Annotated in this window: 13 protein-coding genes; all 13 read left to right on the top strand. The window is 28.6% G+C overall.

The window, feature by feature from the left end; all coding sequences use genetic code 11:
• Positions 1 to 83 precede the first annotated feature (83 nt).
• Positions 84 to 818 carry a hypothetical protein gene (locus P8V03_RS15080; protein WP_318798798.1) on the top strand — a complete coding sequence of 245 codons (735 nt, stop codon included), beginning with the start codon at positions 84 to 86 and terminating at the stop codon, positions 816 to 818.
• Positions 819 to 822: 4 nt separating this feature from the next.
• Positions 823 to 2121, top strand: coding sequence for a BREX system ATP-binding domain-containing protein (locus P8V03_RS15075; RefSeq protein WP_318798797.1), 1299 nt, complete (start codon positions 823 to 825; stop codon positions 2119 to 2121).
• Positions 2122 to 2141: 20 nt separating this feature from the next.
• Positions 2142 to 4235 (top strand): DEAD/DEAH box helicase family protein, encoded by a 2094-nt coding sequence (locus tag P8V03_RS15070; protein WP_318798796.1) that lies wholly within the window; start codon positions 2142 to 2144, stop codon positions 4233 to 4235.
• Between the two features lie 10 nt (positions 4236 to 4245).
• Entirely contained in the window at positions 4246 to 4413 is a 168-nt protein-coding gene (locus P8V03_RS15065; protein ID WP_318798795.1) for a hypothetical protein, read from the top strand.
• Positions 4414 to 4417: 4 nt separating this feature from the next.
• Positions 4418 to 6406, top strand: a complete 1989-nt coding sequence (locus tag P8V03_RS15060; protein ID WP_318798794.1) for an AAA family ATPase — start codon at positions 4418 to 4420, stop codon at positions 6404 to 6406.
• Between the two features lie 2 nt (positions 6407 to 6408).
• The gene (locus P8V03_RS15055; RefSeq protein WP_318798793.1) at positions 6409 to 6855 is read left to right on the top strand and encodes a DNA phosphorothioation-associated protein 4; all 447 of its coding nucleotides are present in this window, start codon (positions 6409 to 6411) and stop codon (positions 6853 to 6855) included.
• Positions 6856 to 6885: 30 nt separating this feature from the next.
• Positions 6886 to 9243: a hypothetical protein gene (locus P8V03_RS15050; protein ID WP_318798792.1), complete on the top strand. Its 2358-nt coding sequence runs from the start codon at positions 6886 to 6888 to the stop codon at positions 9241 to 9243.
• Between the two features lie 229 nt (positions 9244 to 9472).
• Positions 9473 to 11830, top strand: a complete 2358-nt coding sequence (gene dptF, locus P8V03_RS15045) for a DNA phosphorothioation-dependent restriction protein DptF (RefSeq protein WP_318798791.1) — start codon at positions 9473 to 9475, stop codon at positions 11828 to 11830.
• 3 nt (positions 11831 to 11833) lie between these two features.
• Positions 11834 to 13219, top strand: coding sequence for a DNA phosphorothioation-dependent restriction protein DptG (gene dptG / locus P8V03_RS15040; protein ID WP_318798790.1), 1386 nt, complete (start codon positions 11834 to 11836; stop codon positions 13217 to 13219).
• A complete protein-coding gene (gene dptH, locus P8V03_RS15035) occupies positions 13200 to 18332 on the top strand; it encodes a DNA phosphorothioation-dependent restriction protein DptH (protein ID WP_318798789.1) in 5133 nt (1710 codons plus the stop codon). The genes dptG and dptH overlap by 20 nt, the downstream gene beginning before the upstream one ends.
• 549 nt (positions 18333 to 18881) lie before the next feature.
• Positions 18882 to 20174, top strand: a complete 1293-nt coding sequence (locus P8V03_RS15030; RefSeq protein WP_318798788.1) for an ATP-binding protein — start codon at positions 18882 to 18884, stop codon at positions 20172 to 20174.
• Positions 20175 to 20180: 6 nt separating this feature from the next.
• The gene (locus tag P8V03_RS15025) at positions 20181 to 21461 is read left to right on the top strand and encodes an O-methyltransferase (RefSeq protein WP_318798787.1); all 1281 of its coding nucleotides are present in this window, start codon (positions 20181 to 20183) and stop codon (positions 21459 to 21461) included.
• Between the two features lie 155 nt (positions 21462 to 21616).
• Positions 21617 to 22917: KAP family P-loop NTPase fold protein (locus P8V03_RS15020; RefSeq protein ID WP_318798786.1), on the top strand; the 1301-nt coding region annotated here is incomplete at its 3' end.

Below are 22917 nucleotides of genomic sequence, written 5' to 3'. Positions count from 1 at the left end.
AGAAATATTATGGAAGAGGCAAGCTCTAGTAATGTTTTCTTATTGATAAATAGTTTAAATCTAATGTAGTTGAGGTGAGCATAATGACAATTAAAGAAGAGATGGAGAAACTATTTGAGCTAGAAGAAATTTCAGACTATTTAAATAAGGAAGAAAAGAAATACATAATTAGACTATTTAAGGAATATGAAAAAATTTTTCAAAAAGCTTATGAGTTTGAAAATAATAAAGATAGGATAGCAGTTATAATATTTTACAACTTACTAATAACGGATGAAGAAATAAAAAATAGAAAAATGAAGGATAGTTCAAAGTTAATGTTTAGCTTGAAGAATCTATCTAAGATAACACAATTACCTGAAAAGTCACTGTATGTGATAAATAATAAATTTCAACAAAGGTTTAGTAATTTAATTAAAGATATTATTAGCAAAAATACTGGAAAGATGGATGAATCATTTAGCAAGCTTGTAGAAAATCTACTTAAAAATATAAAAAAGCATAGAAGAAAAATAGATAATCAACAAATTAGCAATAAGGTAATGATGAACATCTTTTTAACTACGTTTGAGAACGTTAAATCACTATATTCTGACAAAAACGCAATTAAAATTAAAGAATATCTTATACATATGCAGGCTAATATGATACTGGCAGGTTATAACGTTGATGAAGAAAAGCTAGAGGAAATATTTAGTCAATTTTCAAAGCACTTAGGATTTGAACTTTCTGATGGTAGAAATGAAGAAGATTTTGTAGCAGTGAAAGATATTTATGGGAAATGTGACAATAAAGTTTATATTGAATTCCGGAGGTAAAAAAATGGATTTAGATATAAAACAAGCGAGAATTATAATAAATTCTTTAAAAAGTGGGGTAGTACCAGATGCAGACTTAGAATTTTTCTGTTCTGGAAGATATAATGAAATAAAAGAATTTAATAGGTGTCTAGAACTTACAAAGGAAGGTGGAAGTGCAGTAAAGTTTATTACAGGCACGTATGGTTCAGGAAAAAGCTTTTTATTAAATATAGTAGGGCAAAAGGCTTTAAAGGAAAACTTTGTTATTGCTAATATTAAAATTGAGAAAAACTTTAAATTTAATAAAGGGGAAGAGATGTATTATCAAATAATGCATAACTTAGGAATAAGCAATAATCACAATAAAGGGACAAGTTTTGAAGAAATGTTTGATATATGGGTAAAGGAGTTACAAAAAAACAAGGATTCAGCTTTAGCAGATATAAATAATTTAATTTCAACAATAAATGATTATAATAGTTCCTTTGCCATTGCGTTTACAAGTTATATAAAGGCAAAGATTAATAATGATGCAGACCTATCAAATGCCGCATCTGCATGGATTAAAGGTGAAAAAAATGTTTCAGCTTCACTGAAATCAAAATTTAACGTAAAAGCGAGTATAGATAAGACGAATTATATGAGTTTTTTTAAAGCGGTAATAAGACTAATTAATTTGTTGGGGTATAGTGGACTAGTCATTTTAGTTGATGAATTGGAATTAATTGTAGGTGAGAGATCTAATATAAGGGAAGCAGCATATGAGAATATAAGGAATATAATAGATATGAGTGGAGCTGGTGAAATAAACAACTGCATGTTTTTGTTTACTGGGACAAACGAGTTATTTGAAAATGAAGAAAAGGGAATAAAAACATATTCTGCTCTCTATAAAAGAATTGTCAGTAGTTATGATAACGAAAATCTGCAATTTAAAGATTTAAGAAGATCTGTAATTAAAATTAAGGGATTAGGAAAAGAAGAATTAGTTCAGCTTACTAAAAATATTATTAGCATTCATAGTATGGTTTATAAGTGGAATCCCCAAATAGAAGATGAAACTATTACAAAGTATGCTGAAATATCATGTAGTAGATTTGGAAATAAAATAACCGAGTCAAACACAAGGGAGTATTCAAAAAAGGTAGTAGATGCTTTAGATATTATGGAGCAAAATCCTGGAGTAGATATATTTAAAAATGAAGTAGAAGTATCTGGGGAGTTGGTTGTTAGGAGTAAAACAAAGGAAGAAACAAGTACTATTTTAGATACAATAATTGAGGATTCTTTCTTTGATAACGACATAATAAAATTTGATTAATTAGGGTAGTGTGATTTTAAATGAGTTTAAAAGATATAGAATTCAAACTACAATATAGAAGTGATATAGATAATTTGGACAATGATTTTTATAACATATGTATGAAACAGAGCAGTTCATATGACAGAGCTTCTGGTTATTTTACAAGTTCCTCATTGAAACAATGTTCACAAGGGTTGGAGCAATTCATTAGAAAAGATGGGACAATTAGGTTGATTGTGTCTCCTAAACTAGAGAAGCAAGATATCGAGGCAATAGAAAAGGGACTTAATAGCAAGGAAAAAGTCATTGAGGAAGTGCTAATAAGAGAGTTAAGCTTAACTGAGGAAAATATAAAAAACCATACATTATCTATTTTATCCTGGCTTATATATAAGAATAAGCTTCAAATTAAAATAGCAGTACTGAAAAAACTAAAGTTAGGTATATATCACGAAAAATTCGGTGTTTTTACTGACGAGTTTGGATATAAAGTTGCTTTTACTGGTTCGGCAAATGAAACAGTAGGCGGATATACAAATAACTTTGAATCAATAGATGTATACGTACCAGAGAATCAACGTGAGATGCAAAGAATAAAATTAAAAGAAGAGAATTTTAATAACATGTGGAGTAATAATACAGGAGATTTGGAAGTGTTAGATTTTCCAGAAGCGGCTGTGAAAAAGTTATTACAATATATGGATTATAAAAATGAGATTAACTTCGCGGATAAGTTAACAAGTGATACAAATCCAATTTATTATTGTAAGAGCAATAAAATTGCCAAGCCTAAGTATTTAAGTATAAGACAGTATCAGAAGGATGCTATTAATTCTTGGATAAAGAATAATGGCTCTGGGATACTAGAAATGGCAACTGGAACTGGAAAAACCATAACTGCATTATATTTGATCTCAGAATTATATAATAAATTTAACAAACTAGCCATTATAATTGTATGTCCTTATCAACATTTGGTAAACCAGTGGAATGAGGAAGCTAAAGGCTTTAGAATGGACTCTATTTTGTGCTTTGGAAGTAGAGAACAATGGCAGCTACAGTTAAGGGAAGAAATAAATAACTTTAATATGGGCATATCGAGTTATATCAGTGCAATAACGACTAATTCAACATTTTGTACGGAGAACTTTCAAAGCATGTTAAAGGATATAAAACAGCCGGTTATTCTAGTTTTTGATGAAGCACATCACGTTGGAACTATAAATTTTCAAAAATATATACCTAAAAATATTAGATTTAGACTAGGGTTATCAGCTACACCAAGTAGGTGGTTTGATGATGAAGGAAATAAAATACTTGAAAATTATTTCGAGGGTATAGTATATAAATTCTCTCTTGAAAACGCAATTGGAGAGTTCCTAACACCGTATTTTTATTACCCGCATATTGTTTATTTTACTGATGAAGAATGTAGTGAGTATTATCAGCTTTCCTCTAAGATTGGTAAGTTACTAGGATATAGTAGTGACGGAAATAATGAATTAAGTGAAACTGTGAAAATGCTATTAATAAAAAGATCAAAGTTAATTGGAAAAGCTGAAAATAAAATAATTGAACTTAAGAGTTGTTTAAGCGGTAGGGGGAATTCAAGGTATAATCTGTTTTATACTGGCGATGGAAAAATAGGTGATGAAAGACAAATTGAGAAAGTAATAAAAATGCTAGGTAATGAATTAAATATGAAAGTAAGTAGTTTCACATCTTGTGAAAGTAAAGAAGAAAGAAAGAAAATCTTAGAGTCTTATGCCTCTGGAAATTTGCAAGGGCTTGTTGCTATTAAGTGTTTGGATGAAGGGGTAAACGTACCGTTAATACAGAATGCATATATTTTAGCCAGTAGTACAAACCCTAGGGAATTTATACAAAGAAGAGGAAGGGTATTAAGAAAACATCCAGATAAGAAATATTCATATATTCATGATTTCATAGTTATACCAAAAGATATAGGTAGTTTGCCTTATTCAGAATCGAATATTTTCAATGTTGAAAGAAATCTTATGAAAAAAGAATTGTTAAGGGTAAATGAATTTTGTAAAACTGCAATAAACGGACCTGAAGCATTAAATATGCTTCTTCCATTAAAAAAAGCTTATAATTTATTAGATATGTGAGGAGTAAATTATGGACGATAAAAAAGCTGCAAAAGATATTATGAAGAACCAAAGGGAAGTTGTTAGGTCTATTATAAACAAAAGTTTAAATATTGAAAGTAAGTATACTAACAGAGTAGCTGAAAGAGGAGATGCGGTAGCAGAAATAGTAGCAATGATAAAGAATGAGGTGAAGTAAATTGTTGTTAGAGGAGATTAACATTGAGAATTTTAGGCAATATTATGATAAACAAGCAATAAAAGTTTCAAAGGATAAAGAAAAAAATGTTACAGTAATTCATGGTGAGAATGGTGAAGGAAAAACAGCTTTTTTAAATCTGATAAAATGGTGTTTATATAAAAAGTGCTATTTGCCTGAAGCAGAGAGACTTCTAAATGAAAGAACAGAGGCTGAACTCGAAGATGGTGGATATGCAGGTGTTTCTGTTGAAATTAAGTTTGAAGACAGAGGACAGAAATATGTGGTTAAAAGAAGTGTTAAATATAAAAAACAGTCACAGAAGACAAATATAGTTGGGGAAGATTTTACAGTTGTTTCGATAAATGAACTAGGGGAAATAACAGAATATAAAAATCCACAAAATACTATTAGTCAGGTACTTCCTGAGAAAATGGAATCTTATTTCTTTTTTGATGGAGAAAAAATAGATAATTTAACTAAGCTTGAGAGTACAAAAGACATAAAAAATGCTATAAAAAATATAATGGGTATTGAAGTTATAGAAAATGCAGTTACAGACCTAGGAAAGGCTGCCAATATATTAAGAAAAGAATTTGGAAAATACTCAAATAACAAGGAAGTTATAAAGTTAAATGATAACTTAGAGGCATATGAAAGCCAATTAAGTACTTTAAAGTTGAAGAAAAAACAGCTAGAGACGAACAAAAAATGTCTCTTAATTGAAAAAGAAAGTATAGATGAAAAGTTGAGGAAACTTGATGGTGCTAGAGAATTACAGGAAAAAAGAGATGCACTTGAAAATAGAAAAGTGGATATACAAAAAAGAATAAAAGAATTAAATATGAATTTAAGAAAGGTCTATAGCTCAAAAGGATACTTGGCATTTAATAATAGCCTAATTGAAAAAGTTAAGATAATACTTGAGGATAGAAGAAAAAAGGGAGAAATACCCGCGGGTATTAAAGAACAATTTGTCGATGATTTATTAGAAAGAAAAACCTGTATTTGTGGAAGAATGTTAGAGCATAACACTAATGAATACAACTGCGTGAAATCGTGGAAGAAAAAATCAGGAAATAATGAATTAGAAAATGCATTTATAAAAATTTCAGCAGATGTAAGATTAATAGAAAATGAAAGGGAAAGCTTATTTGAAAATCTTCAGAGGTTGAAAAAGTATAAATCAGAGTTAACAAAACAAATGAAAGAAATTCAAGAAGAATTAGATGAGATTAGCGCTGAATTGGATGATAAGGAATCAGAGGATATACAAGCACTTGAGGAAAAAAGAAAAAGTATCGAAATAAATTATGAGGATACTTTAACAGAAACTGGTAGTATAAATACACGAATATCGGATTGTGAGAAAAGGATAAATGATTTTAGGAATAAGATTAAGGCGGCTGAAACTGAGGAACAGAAATCCACGATTGCAAAAGAAAGATTTAACAATGCTGAAGCGGCTAGGGATGCATTATTTGACATATTAGAAATAACAATTGAAAACGTAAGAGTAAATTTACAAGAAAGAATAGATAAGGTATATGACAGCTTTTCAAAGAAAGGCTATAAGGCTATACTGAATGAAAACTTCGAGTTGCAAATAATAAAAACCAGCGACCCTTTAAAAAGACCCGTACCAATGTCACAAGGAGAAAGGCAAATAACTAGCTTATGTTTTATCGGAGCATTAGTTGATATAGCAAGAGAAAGAAGTAAGGTAGATACAGACTTTTTTAGAGGTGGAATATATCCTATAGTTATGGACTCACCATTTGGGGCGCTAGATCCAGAACATAAGAAGAGAGTCGCTGAAGGAATGCCAAAGTTATCTCAACAAGTAATTATATTAGTAACAAATTCTCAGTGGAAAGGTGAAGTGCAAGAAAGCATGTTAAGCAAAGTCGGAAAATCATATAATCTTATAAATTATAACCCTAAAAAAGACCCTAGTATAAAATATGAATATACAATTATTAAGGAGGGTTAGAGATGCCTAGAAGGATATTTAGAGATGAAAAGTATGAAAATATTTACCAAAAGCTATGTGAAGGTGAGGATGCAATATTTAACCAACTTAAAGATGTATTTTTAATGGCTGCTTGTATTGGATATAAAGTGGGGATAAGAACCAAGCTTACTAAAAGGGGAAAAGATTTTCCGTGGTCAGTTTTTAATGGAGATACTGATGAATCAATAATAAACGCTATTGCTTTAGCTGAATCAAATGATGTCAAAATACTTATAGACGAACAAGAGCAAGGTCATGATGATAGAGTTACTATAATCGAAGAATATGCTAACACTGGTATAGAATATTTAAAAGTAGAGGTGCTGGATAGAGGTGGACATCCGGTCGAAAACTTATTAACATATATTAATAGCCAGCAGAATAAGGGTGAAGATGATATTTATAATTTAGATAATTTTATGATTTAATAGTAAGGTTATATAGTGAGGGTATATTGTATGATACGAAAAAATATTAGTTTGGAGAGGGACAGCACTAAAAAGCACTTAAGTAGATTAAGGGAACACCAGATTCCAATTATTCAACCGGAAGAAGAATATTTCTGTACACTTGAGCAAGACAAGCATTTACAAAACTACCAGGTGATTTATAAAAGTTCTGATGTAATAGTACTTTATTGTAAAAAAAATAAAAGGCCTATTACTATACCTGTAAAAAACATAGAGACAAATACTAACGACAGAAGACCTAATTATATATTCTTTAAAACTCATTCAGATAAAGAACAGAGTTTAATTGATTGGAGGAGTATAGAGAATATCGAAACAACCACTGAATATTTTGTATATTATTGTATGGATAATAGTTATAAAGAATATAGATTAATCTATAAGGACAATATTCTAGGAATACTATTAGATAATCGTAACAGTATTAATTTAATCTCATGCTATGAATTGGAACGCGAGTCAACAATTTACAATGGAGTTTTTACTAAAATAAAGATTTATAAAGTTGAAAATACTAACTTTAGTGATCAATTAGATAACACAAAAAATATTTATGGTTATAAAATAGAGGATATAGTTCCTTCATGTATTTACTCTGTGATATTTAAGAAAGGTCCAGTCTCAAAAGAATATATTATAATATACAGAAATCATAATATGACTGTTATAATAGGTAGAGAAAGCTTGGATATAATTGTTATTCCTAAAAGAGAATTTGTTAAGGGGAAGAAAATTAGCCGATTAAACATGAATATCGTTGGTATAAATAAACTACAAGATAATAATTTATTATTTGACTTTGAAAAAAGGTTAGATGGGAAAACAGAAGAGGTAGATATAAATAAAGTACCCTACATAATATCAGAAAAAAAATATATGATAAAGACCGAAGCGGAAAAGCTATATAAAGTTTTATTCAAGAATACTAATATTGTTATATTAATAGATCAAGAAGGTAACAGTATGGCGATTTGTACCGAGGACTTTATATATGGAAAAATAAAAGATACGGTACAAGATAAATTTGTAAGTTTTAAACTTTTTATGGTTTCGGGAATGGAGTATGGATTTATGTCTTCATTAAATGAAAAAAATGAAATTAGTAAGAAGCTGGTAACGGAAATAAAAGATCTAGATTTAGAAAAGGAAGATAAGTTAAAATCATCAAGTAGTGTTATCTCAACAAGTTTGCAGATAAACACTACAAGAAAAATAAAACCACAATGTTTAAGTGATAGTAAGAAGAGTATAGAAAATAATGAAAAAAATAATCTAGTACATATTGAAGAATATGGAAGACTAATGCAATTAAATATTACTCCTAAGAGTAAATATATTGTACAACTTGCTTATGATAAAACAGAAGAGTACTATATTATTATATACAGAGATAAGTTTAGAACTGTTTTAGTTCATGAGAATGGAATAAAACATCTAATAATGCCTAGTGAAAAATTCAACAAGGAATTTTTTACGTCTGATAAGAAGGTATATTTTTTCACAACATATATAGAAAGAAAAAAGTATAATAAATTTAAATTAAATTGTGATACAAAAAAGGGACTTTCTAGAGTAATAAATAAAAATGTACCCAGCATTGAACCTATAGAATATGTATCTCTAATGTTTGAAGGCTTGAAAGAAGAATATAAAATCATATTTAAAGATTCAGAAAGTGTTATTTTACTTTCTGAGCAAAAAAACCAGTGCATATTTTGCAAAGTTTCAGAGTTCAAAATGGGATATATAAGCAGAGCTGGAGTTAATAAAAGATTCAAACTTAATGGCTATATGTATCTTTTGAATGACATGTCTAAAGAAAACTTTAAGATGGACAGCAATTGTAAAAATGAGGGAGAAATCAGAAGCCTACAAGGTGAGAATAAAAATGCTAAAAAAGAATTTATCAGTGCATCTGATATTGAAAGCCTTTTTAAAGGGTCTGTTGAAAATGAAGGAAAAGAAATTAAAACAAAGATAAATATAGATACTAAAAATATGACAATAGTCAACTCAAAGGACATAAATTATATAAGGCCTTCGGAACAATATGTTATCAGTGGCAGTAATGTAAATTATAAGATCATATATAGAGACGAGTTAATTACAGTAGTTCTCGGAGAGGACAATAAGGCAATAACAATTGATAACGCAAAATTTAATGAGAGTAAATACGATTTTTTGGGAAAAGACTTGAAATTATATAGAATTGAAAGTGAAACAAATGATTCGAGAGTTCAAATGAAGGAAGATAAAGATAGTAGTGTAAGAAGTAATGAGATATTGGAAGATACATTTGATAATATAGTTAAAGACTTATTTAATAATTTAGATAACTTAGTTTAATAATATAGATGTATTGCTAATTACCGGATGATTAGCAATACTTTAGGTTGATCTATTGCTAGTAAGTGATGGCTGAAAAGGATACATTTAAAAAAGTTAGCTATAAATAAAACATATAAAAGAACATAGAGCTATGATAAAATTATAATAGTAGATTATAATGATAAAAATACAAATTAGTATAAATGATCATAAAATCAGTCGAAATAACAGAAGGGAAGATTCACAGTTGAAAAGAGATGTTTTCAGTTATTTAAATAGTGATTACAGATACTTAAATAATTATATAGAACAACTTAACAGGGTATTGTTTACGGCCCCTCATAGTGCCATCATAAAGGGAAGAACCTTTGTCGAACATCTAACGCAGGAAGTATCCAAGCTAGAGCAGTATGGGTTGCTAAATACGATGACCCAGGCGGAAAGGCTAAGAAAATTGGAAAGTGAAGGAGTGCTTGAAGGTGAAATAGGCAGGTTATTTCATGCGGTTAGGTTGCTTGGTAATAAAGCGGCTCACGCTGATGTTGAAGGAGAACTAGAAGCTGCTTTGAATATACACAAAAGTATTTATAAAATTACTTGTTGGTTTGTTGAAACTTATATTGATTATAACTTTGAAGCTGATCCATATAAAAGCCCAATGCCATTAGAAAATAAGTCTTCGGATATTAATGTGAAAGTGATATCAAATTTAATAAAAAAGGTGGACAATTTAATATCAAAAACTGAAATAAGTGATAAAAGTCATGAAGAAATAAGTGCAAGTTCTAATATAGACGAAAAAGAGGATATTTTTGAAGATCTAATAATTGAGAGCATTATTGATAATAAGTACGAAGGAAAAAAGTGTTTGATAGATGAGTTAGCTAGACTTAAGGAGTCATCAAAAGAAGCAGTTGAGGGGCTAGGTGAATTTACTCCTTTTAAGAGGTACATGCATATCGAAAGAGAAGCACAAAAGGAGTTACAGGAGCTGATATTTAAAGCAAGTGAATCTGATAGGGCTCAACTTATTTTAGTTTGTGGAAGTGTTGGAGATGGTAAATCGCACATAATATCATATTTTAACACTAAATATCCAGATATCATGAAGAACTTTACCCTTCATAATGATGCTACAGAAAGTTTAGAACCAAATAAAACCTCAATGGATACTTTAAATGAAGTTTTAGATAGTTTTAGTGATGAAAAAATCAAAGAAAGCAATGAAAAGTTTATATTAGCTATTAATCTTGGAACATTAAATAATTTTATAGATTCTCAATATGGAGAAAGATACTCTATTCTAAAAAAGTTCGCTCAAGATAAAAAGATTTTAGAGAATAGCATTGCAAATAGTAGTTTTGACGAAGGTAGTTCATTTCAATTTGTGAATTTTAGCGACTATCATATTTTTACATTAAAAGACGGAAAAGTTCAATCAGATTATATAAGATCATTAATAACAAAAATTACCGATTCATCAGAACTTAATATTTTCTATAGCTCATATAAAAAGTATTGTATTGAGTGCAGCAATTGTAATGCTTGCCCTATTAAAGCTAATTATGAGTTATTAAGTAATGAAAGAGTACAAGAAGCAGTAGTAGAACTATTGGTACAGTGTATCATAAAAAATAAGATTATAATATCAACAAGAGCACTAATAAACTTTATGTATGAGCTAATAGTGCCAAGATCATATATTGATGTTAACTCACCTTTATTTAAAAAAGATATTTTTAAGCTTAACAACTTAGAATATATAAGATGTCTTATGCCGAATGTCATATTTAATCATAAAGAGCTATCTTTTATATTTGAAGCTTTAAATACTTTAGATCCTTTGAATGTTAGGAATCAGAAAGTTGATGATTTTATAATAGAATTTAATAATTCTACTGAAATACTGCCATATTTCAAAGAGTATATTGATTATCCAAAGGGATATATTGACAAAATTAACGGAGTTGATTTTGAACAAACAGAAGACAGGAAAATAAGACATGAGCTATTAAAGTTATTTATTAGAAGCTATTATATTTGTGGAAAAGGGGATATATTCTCTTTAAGAGATTCTGTTTATCAGAATTATATGGAAAATTTATATTTCTGGAATAGAGGGGACAAACCTAAACTTAAAACCCTATATGATAATGTGAAAAATGGAATACTAAAGTGGAATGGCGAAGCTGAAAAAGACCAAATAAATATTTTTATGGGTAAAAATCAGATTAAATATAAAATTAGCGAAGATATTGAGTTAAAGGTAAATACTAGCAATTTGCCTAAAACTGAAGATACTGAGTTAAAGAAATTTGTTTCAATAATGAAACTAAGATATAAAAGTGAAAAGCTAGAAAAATCCTATGAAATAGATGTAGATTTTTCACTTTACAAATTATTATTACAAGTTATCGATGGATATAGGCCAAATAAAAAGGATAAAAATCATTTTATCAAATTTATTGAATTTATTAATAAACTTCAGGAAACTGGATCGAATAATGAAAAACTTGTATTTACTGAAAAAAATAAAAATGTTAACAAGAAATATAAGTTAGAGTATGATACTGAGTTTGAATTTTATAGATTTGTGGAGATATAGAATATGAGCGGAATAAAAAGTTATAATTTAGATTTTGAAAAAATTGAAACCACATTTAAGTTCAAAGATAGTGGATTAACCCATAGCCAAGGCAATCAATTTAAATTGCTACCTTATGCTGCTAATGAAAAGACATTGGTTTCAAATTTTAATGGTGTTGTAGGAGCTTTTTCTAGAATTATTTGCAATAAGGAATTAAAAAGTGAATTTAATTTTACTGAGTTCATTGAAGATGTAACAGATGAAATAGGGGAGTTTGAGGGATCTAATAGTAAAGAAGTATTTAAGGACATGATTAGAACTATGTTCATTGATAAGGAGAATTTAGTAGACTTTGATATAAAAACTATAAATTATATAACATCTACGAATTCAGATGAAAAGATTGCTAGATTTTTATACTCGATCTTTTTTGATGAGGAATTAAAATCATTAGTTGTAAAGCATTATGATAGGAATGTAGAAAATATATTATATAAGTTGGTTTTAAATGCATTACCAGAATTAAAAGAAAAAAATTACATAATAGATTCCTACAAATGTTATCTACCATTCATAAAAGAATTATTTACTAAAGATTTCAAATTTCTTATAGAGAATGAGGAACTATATAAAACGTCACTTAAGAGAGTACTTGAATACTATTATATGTTTTATGTATCTCAGCTAGCTATTAAGTTATCCAAATTTGAAAAGGCGGATTTAACTAAACCAGAGGTTATATATTATACATTAGGCTGGGAAAGTACCTCTAAAAATAGGACAGCCTATAAATTTGGTTGGGAACTACTTAAGAATAATGTAGAATCATTATTTTCACATGCTATTACTTTAGAATTTTTAAATCACCATGGATTAGGTGAACAGTTCGGATATTTAGAACTATTTGATTTGTTTAATTCCATGGATGAAAATGAGGTAGAAAGTCAAATAGAATTACTTTATCAAGAGTATACAAAACGGATAACAGATAAAGATTGGAATGACTTTAAAGAAAAAGGTAGGGATAGTGGGAATAAAGCCTTTAACAAAGTTTACGAGCTTTTTGAAGCTATTGAATATCAGTTTAATAAGTCTAGTAGAAGCAGGGCAAATGAAGCCTATAGGAACTGGTATATAAAATTTGTACACGAAAACTTTTCTAAGAAAAGAGGATCACTTGGATATAATTTAAATCTTAACGAAGAAGATATAATTTTAATGACCAAGTTATGCATCAATAATAATGATAAATTAAAGTTGAATTTATTATTTGATGAGTTTGAAAAAAGAGGTATGTTCTTCGACAGAGACTCAAAAATTAAAATTGTACAATTATATGAGAAGTTAAATTTATTAGAAAAGAAATCAGATAGTGGGGATGCACAATATGTTAAATCAGTTTTATAGTTATCTATCAAGTAAAATAGTAGAGTTTTTTAATACTAATCCTTTAACTTCGGGAGCGAAGTATAATATACAATTTGAAAAACAAGAGCAAGTAAGAGCTTTGTACAATGAGTTAAAAAATAACACTTTATATAGAGAATATGAGTACAAAGATATCAAAGGAGAAGTTAAGTATAAATCATACCTTCTAGATTTCAAAGGAGTAAAGTTAATAGTATCAGCAACTATTGATGACGTACAACCAGACTTTTTAACTAGGCTTAGAAATATGGTAGGGGTAGAAAAAGGATATGAAGATAAAGCCATACTTTTTATTCATGATACAAATCTTGACAGTATAATGGGCGGAACAGAGTCCTTTAGTAAAGAAGGAATGCCCTTCCATATAAACTCAATTCGAAAAGATATAAGAAGAAAGTTAGCAACTTCAGAATTTAGTGAAGTGGACCAAGCTATTGTAGAACTAGACTTAAAAAGAAAAAATAAGGATTTGTTTGGAGATAGTATTTCTATCTTTGAATATAGAGATTTGTTAGAAATAATTGATGGAACTTGCATTGAAAGAAATCAGTATAAAAATTTTGGACTTTTTTATGATAGTGAGTTAAAAAATCTTAGTGGAAGAGAATTAGAAAAAAGAATTGAGAATAATGCAGTTTACTACAGTAGAGTTGATGAAATTCATAACTACGGAAATCCAGAATTGCAACTGGAAAAATATTTTGATGAAAAAGGAATCGATAAGCTAAAAGGTGAGGACTGGCAATCTGTTGATTATAAGGATGTAAATAAATCTATAGAAGAAAAGAAAAAAGTAAAGCCGTTAGAATATAGTTCCTGCAACCAAGAATGGGATAGGGAAGAAGGTACATCTAAAGTTAAGTCAAGAATTAGAAACATAATAGTTTTTAATGAAAATGGCAGTGAATCTGTAGATCTTGAATTTACTTTTGATGATCACCTAAAAAGTGAATTTTTAGATAAGAAGGGATCAGTGGATGTAAGTATCTCAGGAAAAAAGATAAAGGCAACTATTTACAAATCAGAAGCAGAATATGATTTTTACAAGATTGTATATAAAAATGATAAGAATATAAAGTTTGAATTTAAAATTGTAATGCTTGAATGTAGCGAAAAATATTTGGATAGTATAAAAACAAAATATTCAATAGTTATGAAAGGAAAAAATAACTTTATTTCCGTAAATACAAATGAATCAGATATTGTGTTCAACGAATATGCATCAAGATCAACTAATTATCAGCTAGAATATAATAATGAAATAATTGAATTGAATGAAGATGAGAAATTAGTTGTGAAAATTAGTGACAATTTTGAATATGAAAATGATAGTGATCTTGCTAGATTCAATTTAAGGACAAACAAGTGCATGATTCCAGTTGGTATAATTGGAACTAGTGAAAAAATTTCTCCTATTGAAGGAATAAAAGTTTGGAAACTAAAAAGAGAAAAACAATGTGACTTCAAATTAATTGGAGATAACAAGCTTCAACATGGTACTAAAGAATATTTTACTAGAGATGAATTTAGAAGAAATTTGCAGTTAGAGAAGCAGATAATAGAAAGTGAAGGTATATATTTTATTGAGTCTAGTGATGGATTAGAGTCGATGAATTTAGAATTAAGTCCTGATTTAAAAGAAGCTTACAATGAAATTATTAGATATTTTAGTGTATCAAATAAACTTCCAAGTTTAACATACTTAAATGACGAAGTTAAGGCCTTATATAAGGGATTCATAAGCAGATATATAAAGGAGTTAGAATCAATAGATGAAGGTTCATATCTTACGAAAGAACAAAAAAATCTATTTAAAATTGGAGTTATAAAGAGAGAAATTGAAGATAAAGAGATACTTCTTACTTCACTCCATCCTTTAAATATTGCTTATCAGATCCATATGAGTGAGCAAACAGATAATGAAAGTATGGAAGATGAAATTATTAAGAAGTTTACCTCAACGTATCTTCTGCCTTATATATTAGATGATAACGATAGGCTTTATGTTCCAATGGAACAATATCATTCGCCAGAGTGGAAATACTACGTAGACGAAGTTCTTCCAAGGTACAAAAGTTCAAGAGATTTTGTTTCTAAATTGGTCAATGAAAAGATAGAAGAATTTGTTAGTCATTTTAAATATATGTTTAATATGGGTAGCAATGCACCTATAAGAATAAACTTAGTGAATACAGGTGATAGTAAGGAAATTCTTCAAGGAATATTTAAATATTATATTAAGCAATTAAAATCGAATAGTACTAGAGAAGTTTTGCCAATTGATTTATTTATATATTCAAACAAGAGCATTACTAATGCTTTTGAAGAAGTAGCATTTAATGATGATATTGATGATTTAAAATCAACTTACGGGTTAGATTTAGATGTAGATAATATGTCAGAGGAGGATGTATTAAATCTATATAGAGAAAGAGTTCATTTCTATTCAAAGAAAGCGGAAGATGGGTTTGAATATGCTCATATTACCTTTATTGAGATGAGTAATGAAGCAAAAACTATAACTTCAACTATGGATGATATTCCATCAGGGGTAATATTAGATGGATTAATATCTGGTGTACCATCTGTTTTCTTGGGAGATGCCTACAGAACTGGATTTGGTACAAAGTATGCAAATACAGGTAGTGATTTAATGAAAGTGGCTATGAAACTCAATGCTGTAAATGCAGCTAGTGGTGGAGAACCATATAATAGCAAGCAGTGTAAGGCCACATCAATACCTAATGAAGGTAAGAATATATTGGATTCTATTTATGGAGCAAGTCATTGGGTAACATTTATAGATCCTAAGGTTGACCTGAACTTCTTTAAAAATGATCCTGAAGCTAAAGATTTACTTATCATACATTATAGCGACCAATATACTACAGCAGGTGGTTATGATGCTATAACTGTTACAAGAAAATCTGGACCTTATCAAAGAGTTATCGAAGAGTTTTTAGGCCAAAAGGGAATTGGTAATGCTCATGACTATTCGCCAGGAATAATCAATATGTTTAATGCTGTTAATGGTGATTGGTTGCTTAGACTATTGTCAAGTAAATCACATTTTCCTAAAGAAAAAATAAGTATACTGTCGGCAATAAAATTAGCACTTGCTAAATTTAAGAAAGATAATGTGATTTGGGTTCCGATATCTTTAGAAGAGGTACTTAGAGTATCAGGAGGAGCAGGGCTTAAACAAAGTGAAGGTTTCTTCTCAGCTAAGAATCTAGGTTTTGAAAAAAATGGTGCGACAAGCGATGATATACTTTTGATAGGAATAGAAACAGCAGAAGAAAATGTATTTGTTCATTATTATCCAATTGAAGTTAAAATTGGAGAAAATAATTCTTCGTATATACAAAAGGGTATAGAACAGGCTAAAGCAACTAAGAAGATATTTAAGGATACTTTATTGCCAAAAGAAAATGAAGTTATTAATAATGCCCAAAAGGTATATCGTAATTTTCTAATGCAGTTGGTTATAACAAGTTCAGAAAAACTTAACTTATATGACGTATGCAGTGAAGAAAACTGGAAAAGCATAATTGATTCTGACTTAAGAAGAAAGTTGCTTAATGAAGAGTATAAAATAGTTAACTCAATGGAGGAGTCAATCGGAGAAGCAGCAGTTATATCATTTAAGAGAGGAAAGACATTTGATGATATAAGAATGGAAGATGGGGTTATGGTTATTGAGCTTTCTGAGGAAGAGGGTATTAATTTTATAACTAAGAGTGTTGGTGAAATACGTGAGTTAGTTGGCAGTTTTGATATAACAGGAACAAATATAAATGAAATAAAGACAGGTGGAAGTCAAGAATCAGGAGATAATGGAGATGAAGTGCCTCCAGTACCTGTAACACCAGATATTATACCTCCAGTTGTAGATGAAACTCCTCCAGTAGTAAATAATCCACCAGAAACACATGATAAAGATAGAAATATGGAGGTACTGTTTGGAGTTAATCAGAAAAATAATAGAGAGATCTACTGGTGTCCTAATGATACAAATAAATTAATGCATACAAATACCGGAATCATAGGGACCATGGGAACAGGTAAAACTCAGTTTACTAAGTCAATGATAACTCAAATTCATAGAGAAGCTAAGTATAATGTGGATGGTAAGAATGTTGGAATATTAATATTTGACTATAAGGGTGATTATAATAAGTCAAAACAGGACTTTATAGATGCTACAGATGCAAAAGTATTTGAATTATACCAACTACCTTTTAACCCATTGTCAGTTACTAAAACAGTTAATTCTAAGCCAATGCTTCCATTACACACAGCTAATGGACTGAAAGAAACATTAGCTAAGGCTTTTGGACTTGGAATAAAACAAGAAACATTATTAAGAGATTTAATAATGGAAGCCTATGAAAAGAGAGGAATAATTAAAAATCAGCCAGATACATGGGATAAGCCGGCACCTACGCTTAAAGATGTGTATGATATATATGTCAACAAGGAAGATTTAAAAGAAGATAGCTTATATGCAGCTTTTAGTAATTTAATAGACTTTGAAATATTTGAAACAGACCCATTTAAAACTAAGAGTCTTTTTGATCTAATAGATGGGGTAACAGTAATAGATTTATCAGGATATGATCCAGGAATACAAAATCTAGTTGTGGCAATTACATTGGATTTATTTTATACACAAATGCAGGCATACGGACATAGTAAGATAGATGGAAGCCTGAGACAATTAAATAAGATTATTTTGGTTGATGAGGCTGATAATTTCTTAAGTAAGAATTTTGCTTCATTGAAGAAGATATTAAAGGAGGGAAGAGAGTTTGGAGTAGGTACAATACTTTCAACACAGCTGCTAAGTCACTTTTCTACTGGAGAAAATGAGTATGCAAATTATATTTTGACTTGGGTTATTCATAAGGTCGATGATCTTAGTAATAAGGATGTTAAGTATATATTTAATACTCAGAGTAAACAGGAAGATGATGCTTTGTTTAATAAGATAAAGAGTCTTAATAAGCATTATAGCTTGGTTAAGGTGGGTGATAGTGATAGGGCTGTATTTATGAAGGATAGGGCTTTTTGGGAATTGATAAAGGAATAGTGGTAATATAAAAATGAAAGGAAAGTATTTGTAAGATACTTTTCTTTCATTTTTTGTGGTAATAGTATAGAAAACTGACTATTTATGGAGGAATATACAAACAAATGTAGAAGAATATATAATATAGTGAAATTTAATATAGTCGTTTCAATTAATAAAGCGAATGATTTAGGTGATTATATTACAAAAATTAAACTTTAGAATATAAAAATATAAAATGTTATTATTGGAATTGGTTAACTATTAGTTATGTTATTATAAGGTATTTATTCTATATAGTGCAACAACAAAAATTGATTAAGAAGTAAATGTTTCATTAATATTCCTTGACAGGGAAGTTTGGCAGGAAGAAGTATATATTTGGATAAGACAGGAGAGAGTAACGTAACGGTGATGTACCAATGAGGGAGAATGGACTTTGGCAACTGATTAGAGGGCAAAGGCGAATAATAGAAATGTTTAATCAAATTTAGTTAGCAAAACTGTTTAATGATAATTAGGCAGTGAAATCATATATTTTAAATAAGGTCTTAAATAGGGAGTGATTAAATGGGAAGTGTACAAGCAGGACCAACTAAAGAATTTTTTATAGATATGATAACAAGAGATATACAATTAGAAAAAGCTATATTGGATTTAATTGATAATTCAATCGATGGTGCTAAAAGATCAGGCATTTTTGAAGGTAAAGAAATAATGCTTACAATGAATAAAGACAAATTTCAAATATGTGATAACTGTGGCGGATTTAGTATAAATATTGCAGAGAATTATGCATTCAAATTTGGTAGAACAACATTAAAATTGGCTTCAGAGAATCAGGTCGAATATTCTATAGGAAGATTTGGTGTCGGTATGAAGAGAACTTTATTTAAGCTTGGAAATAGATTCAAGGTTGAATCAAGAACTGAAAAGGAACATTTTACTATTGAAGTGGATGTAAATGAGTGGAAAAGTAAAGATGACGAATTGTGGAATTTTGAATTAAAAAAGCAAAACTATAATAAAGAAGAAAGATGGACTGGAACGCGAATAACAGTTACAGAGTTAAATAGTGATATAATACAAAGTTTTGCCGAAAGCGAATTAGCCAATTCATCTTTGAAAAGTGAAATAGGGTATTCATACGCTAAATTAATTAATAAAGGATTAAAGATAATTGTTAATGGCATGGAAATAAATGCCAGTGATGTTGAGATGATATATGATGATGAAATTAGGCCTTCAGTAAGAAAGCTTAAAATTGCTGGTACAGACATACAGATTATTGCAGGTATAAGTGAAGCAAAACCATCCGACGCAGGATGGTATATTTATGCTAATGATAGGTTGCTTTTAATGGCTGACAAGTCAAAAACTACGGGCTGGGGGGTTAAAGGAGAAGATTTGTCGTTACCTCAATTCCATGCTAGTAAAGCAATGTTTAGAGGAGTTGTCTTTATGAACTCTAAAGATGTAACAAAGCTGCCACTAACAACAACAAAAGTAGGAGTAGATGTAGATTCAGAATTGTATAAAACAATTTTACAACATATGGGAATGATGATGAAAGAAATATTCATTTACCTTAATCAAATTAATGATAAGACTGACAGAGATGAAATTTACAATAATCATGATAGATCTATAGTGTTTGATATTAGAAAAAACTATAAAAAGTTAAAAAAAGAAAAGTTTATATTTTCTGTTAATATAAAATCTATAAAGGAAAAGGATGCAAAAATTATTTATTCAAGATCAAGAGAACTAGCTGATAGAATCAAGAAAGAATATGACTTAGGATCATATAAAGAAGTAGGGGAATATACATTTGATTATTTTGTAGATATGGAGTGTTTATAAATAGTTATGAGAAGTTATGATAGCATAGATTACAGATTACGAATGAGAAAGTTTGTTGAGAGAAAGATGATAAAGGAATCATGTCAAAGACTATATTATTTTGATCATATAGATCAATATAGATATATTGGGTTTGGATCATTATACTTTGTTGATTTTAAGTTATTTCATAAAGAGTTAGGAATTAAAGAAATGATATCGATTGAATATGAACCGGATGAAGGAAAACAATTGCGATTTGAGTTTAATAAACCTTATGAATTCATACGGATGAACTATAAGAAATCAACAGATGCATTGAATGAAATTAATTTTGACAAGAGGAGCATTGTTTGGCTTGACTATGATGGAAATTTAGAAAAATACATGTTTGATGATTTAAGCATATTGCTTGATAATATTATGTCGGGAAGCATATTCATTATTTCATTAAACACTTCTATCAATGGTAAAAAGACTAGTAAATTGGTTATTGAATTAAATAAACATCTAGGAAAATTAAAAAAAATTCGAGAAAAATTGGATAAGTTATCTTTATCAGAAATTGCAAAAAGTGAAAAATTATTAAATGAATTAATTGTTAATATGGAGAAAAATATATGCGGAAGATACAATAGGAGAGAGTTACGTTATTATTGTAAGGAATTTCAAAAAAGTTTTATTACTTATTCAAGTAATGAAAAACATATTTACAATAATGTAAAAGAATTGAATGAATTTAATGCTATAATTATGCTGATTATTGAATTATTAAAAAATGAAGATAACTGTAGAGAAAAAAATTTAAAAGTAGATCGATTCATGAGGGATTATGAGGGATTTACAACGAGACAGAAATACAAGGAAAACGAATTATCAGATAAAAAATCACATATTGTTATAAAGGAAATGTTTGATGTTCATATTAATAAAACGATTAAATATATTAATAATACGAGAGATGATCCTGATAAAATAATTTACAAACAATTATATTATTTTACATATAAAGATGGGGCTAGTATGGTGACATTTGGGGGAATATTGTATGAAAAGAAAGAAGAAGAATATTATAACAGATGTTGCTTTGAAAATTTAGATTATATAAAAAATGGAGAAGAAGAATATAATATTTGTATTCCAAAGTTAACAGATAAAGAAATGGAATACTTTAATAATTCATTTTTCTATAATGGTGAAATAGCTAGCGAGAATGAGTGGAAAGAATCTGAGTTGAAGAATGAATGCAAGTTATATAAGCAAATTTATAGGTATCTGCCTCATTTTACTAATGCTGATAATTTATAAGTAAGTTTATATTATAGTGTAGAATAAGAAACGATAAAAATTATTTAGGAATTATGATAAACATCAATATGAATTTAAGTGAAAGATTTTTACCATCTAAATCAAAAAATTAATTATACGCTAGAGATAGTATAATATTGTTAGGGGAAGTTTTTATGGTTAATTTTTTTAATGATATAGCGAGTGAAGAAGATTATTTGGGGTATTATCCCTATATTGAGTCATTTAATTATATATTAGTAAATAATAATGACCTTATTACCCCACCATTAGTTTTTGGAATCCATGGAAAATGGGGTTCTGGTAAAACTACATTTATGAATTTAATAAAAAATAGAATAGAAAAGGAAAAAAGGTTTTATACAGTTGAAATTAATCCGTGGGAATATGGACAAACTCAAAATTTTATTACTATTTTTTTAGCAAAATTGTATCAAGAAGTTAAAGGAAAAGTAAAGTTCTTTGGAAAAAATTCTGGACCAGATTTTATAAAATCTATTTTTAAACCACTTAAGTTATCGTTAGATATAAAACCTGTTAAGGCAGAATACGATTTTGATAAATTTAGTCTTGATCAACAGCAAAGCGTTATTAATAAACTTATCTCTGAAAATTTTGCTTTAAAGGAGTCAATCAGCTATATTTTGGATCATGATTTTATTTCAAAAAAGAAAATTGTTATTTTTATTGATGACTTGGATAGATGTGATGTCGATAAAGTAATGGAAGTTATAGAATCAATTAAACTAGTATTTAATTCTAAAAACTGTATATTTTTTTTAGGATGTGATATAAATTATCTTCAAAGTGCACTATCTAACAAATATGAGAACTTTATTAGATTTAGTAAAGAAAATTATAATGAACTTGTAAATTTTGATTTAAGCGATTTCTCGAGAGAATATCTAGAAAAAATAATACAAATTCCATTTTATATACCAACTATTGATGGAAAAGCAATAAGGAAATATGTTAACTCTATTTTAGAATCTAATAAAATTCAAAATAAAACAATAGAGCCTAAGGAAAATATATATCAAAATTTTAAAAAAGACTTAAAAGATGATTTTATATCAGAATTAATAATTACAACAGATGTTAATCCACGAAGAATAAAGAGAATACTAAATTTAACATTCTTAAATTATGTTTTTATGAAATTTAAAAATATAGAAAAAAATAATTTAAAAATTAATACAAAATTGTTAGCATTTTTGTGTATTATAAAAGAGGTATATCCAGTCTTTTATAAAGAAACGATCTCACATGAGTCATCATGTAGGGATACATTTGTGAACTTTTTTGAAAAATATGATGAAGAAAGAAAAGCATCTGAAGTATATGATAAAGAGGAATATATAATATCAGGTAGTTCGGAAAAAGAAAAAGTTAAGAATAAAGAAATAGATGAGAGTAGAATAAATTTAAATAAGGATACTAATGATTTAGATGAAAA

The organism is Clostridium tanneri (genome assembly GCF_033659955.1).
GTDB classification, from domain to species: domain Bacteria; phylum Bacillota; class Clostridia; order Clostridiales; family Clostridiaceae; genus Clostridium_AM; species Clostridium_AM tanneri.
This window is presented reverse-complemented; position numbering and strand designations above follow the sequence as displayed.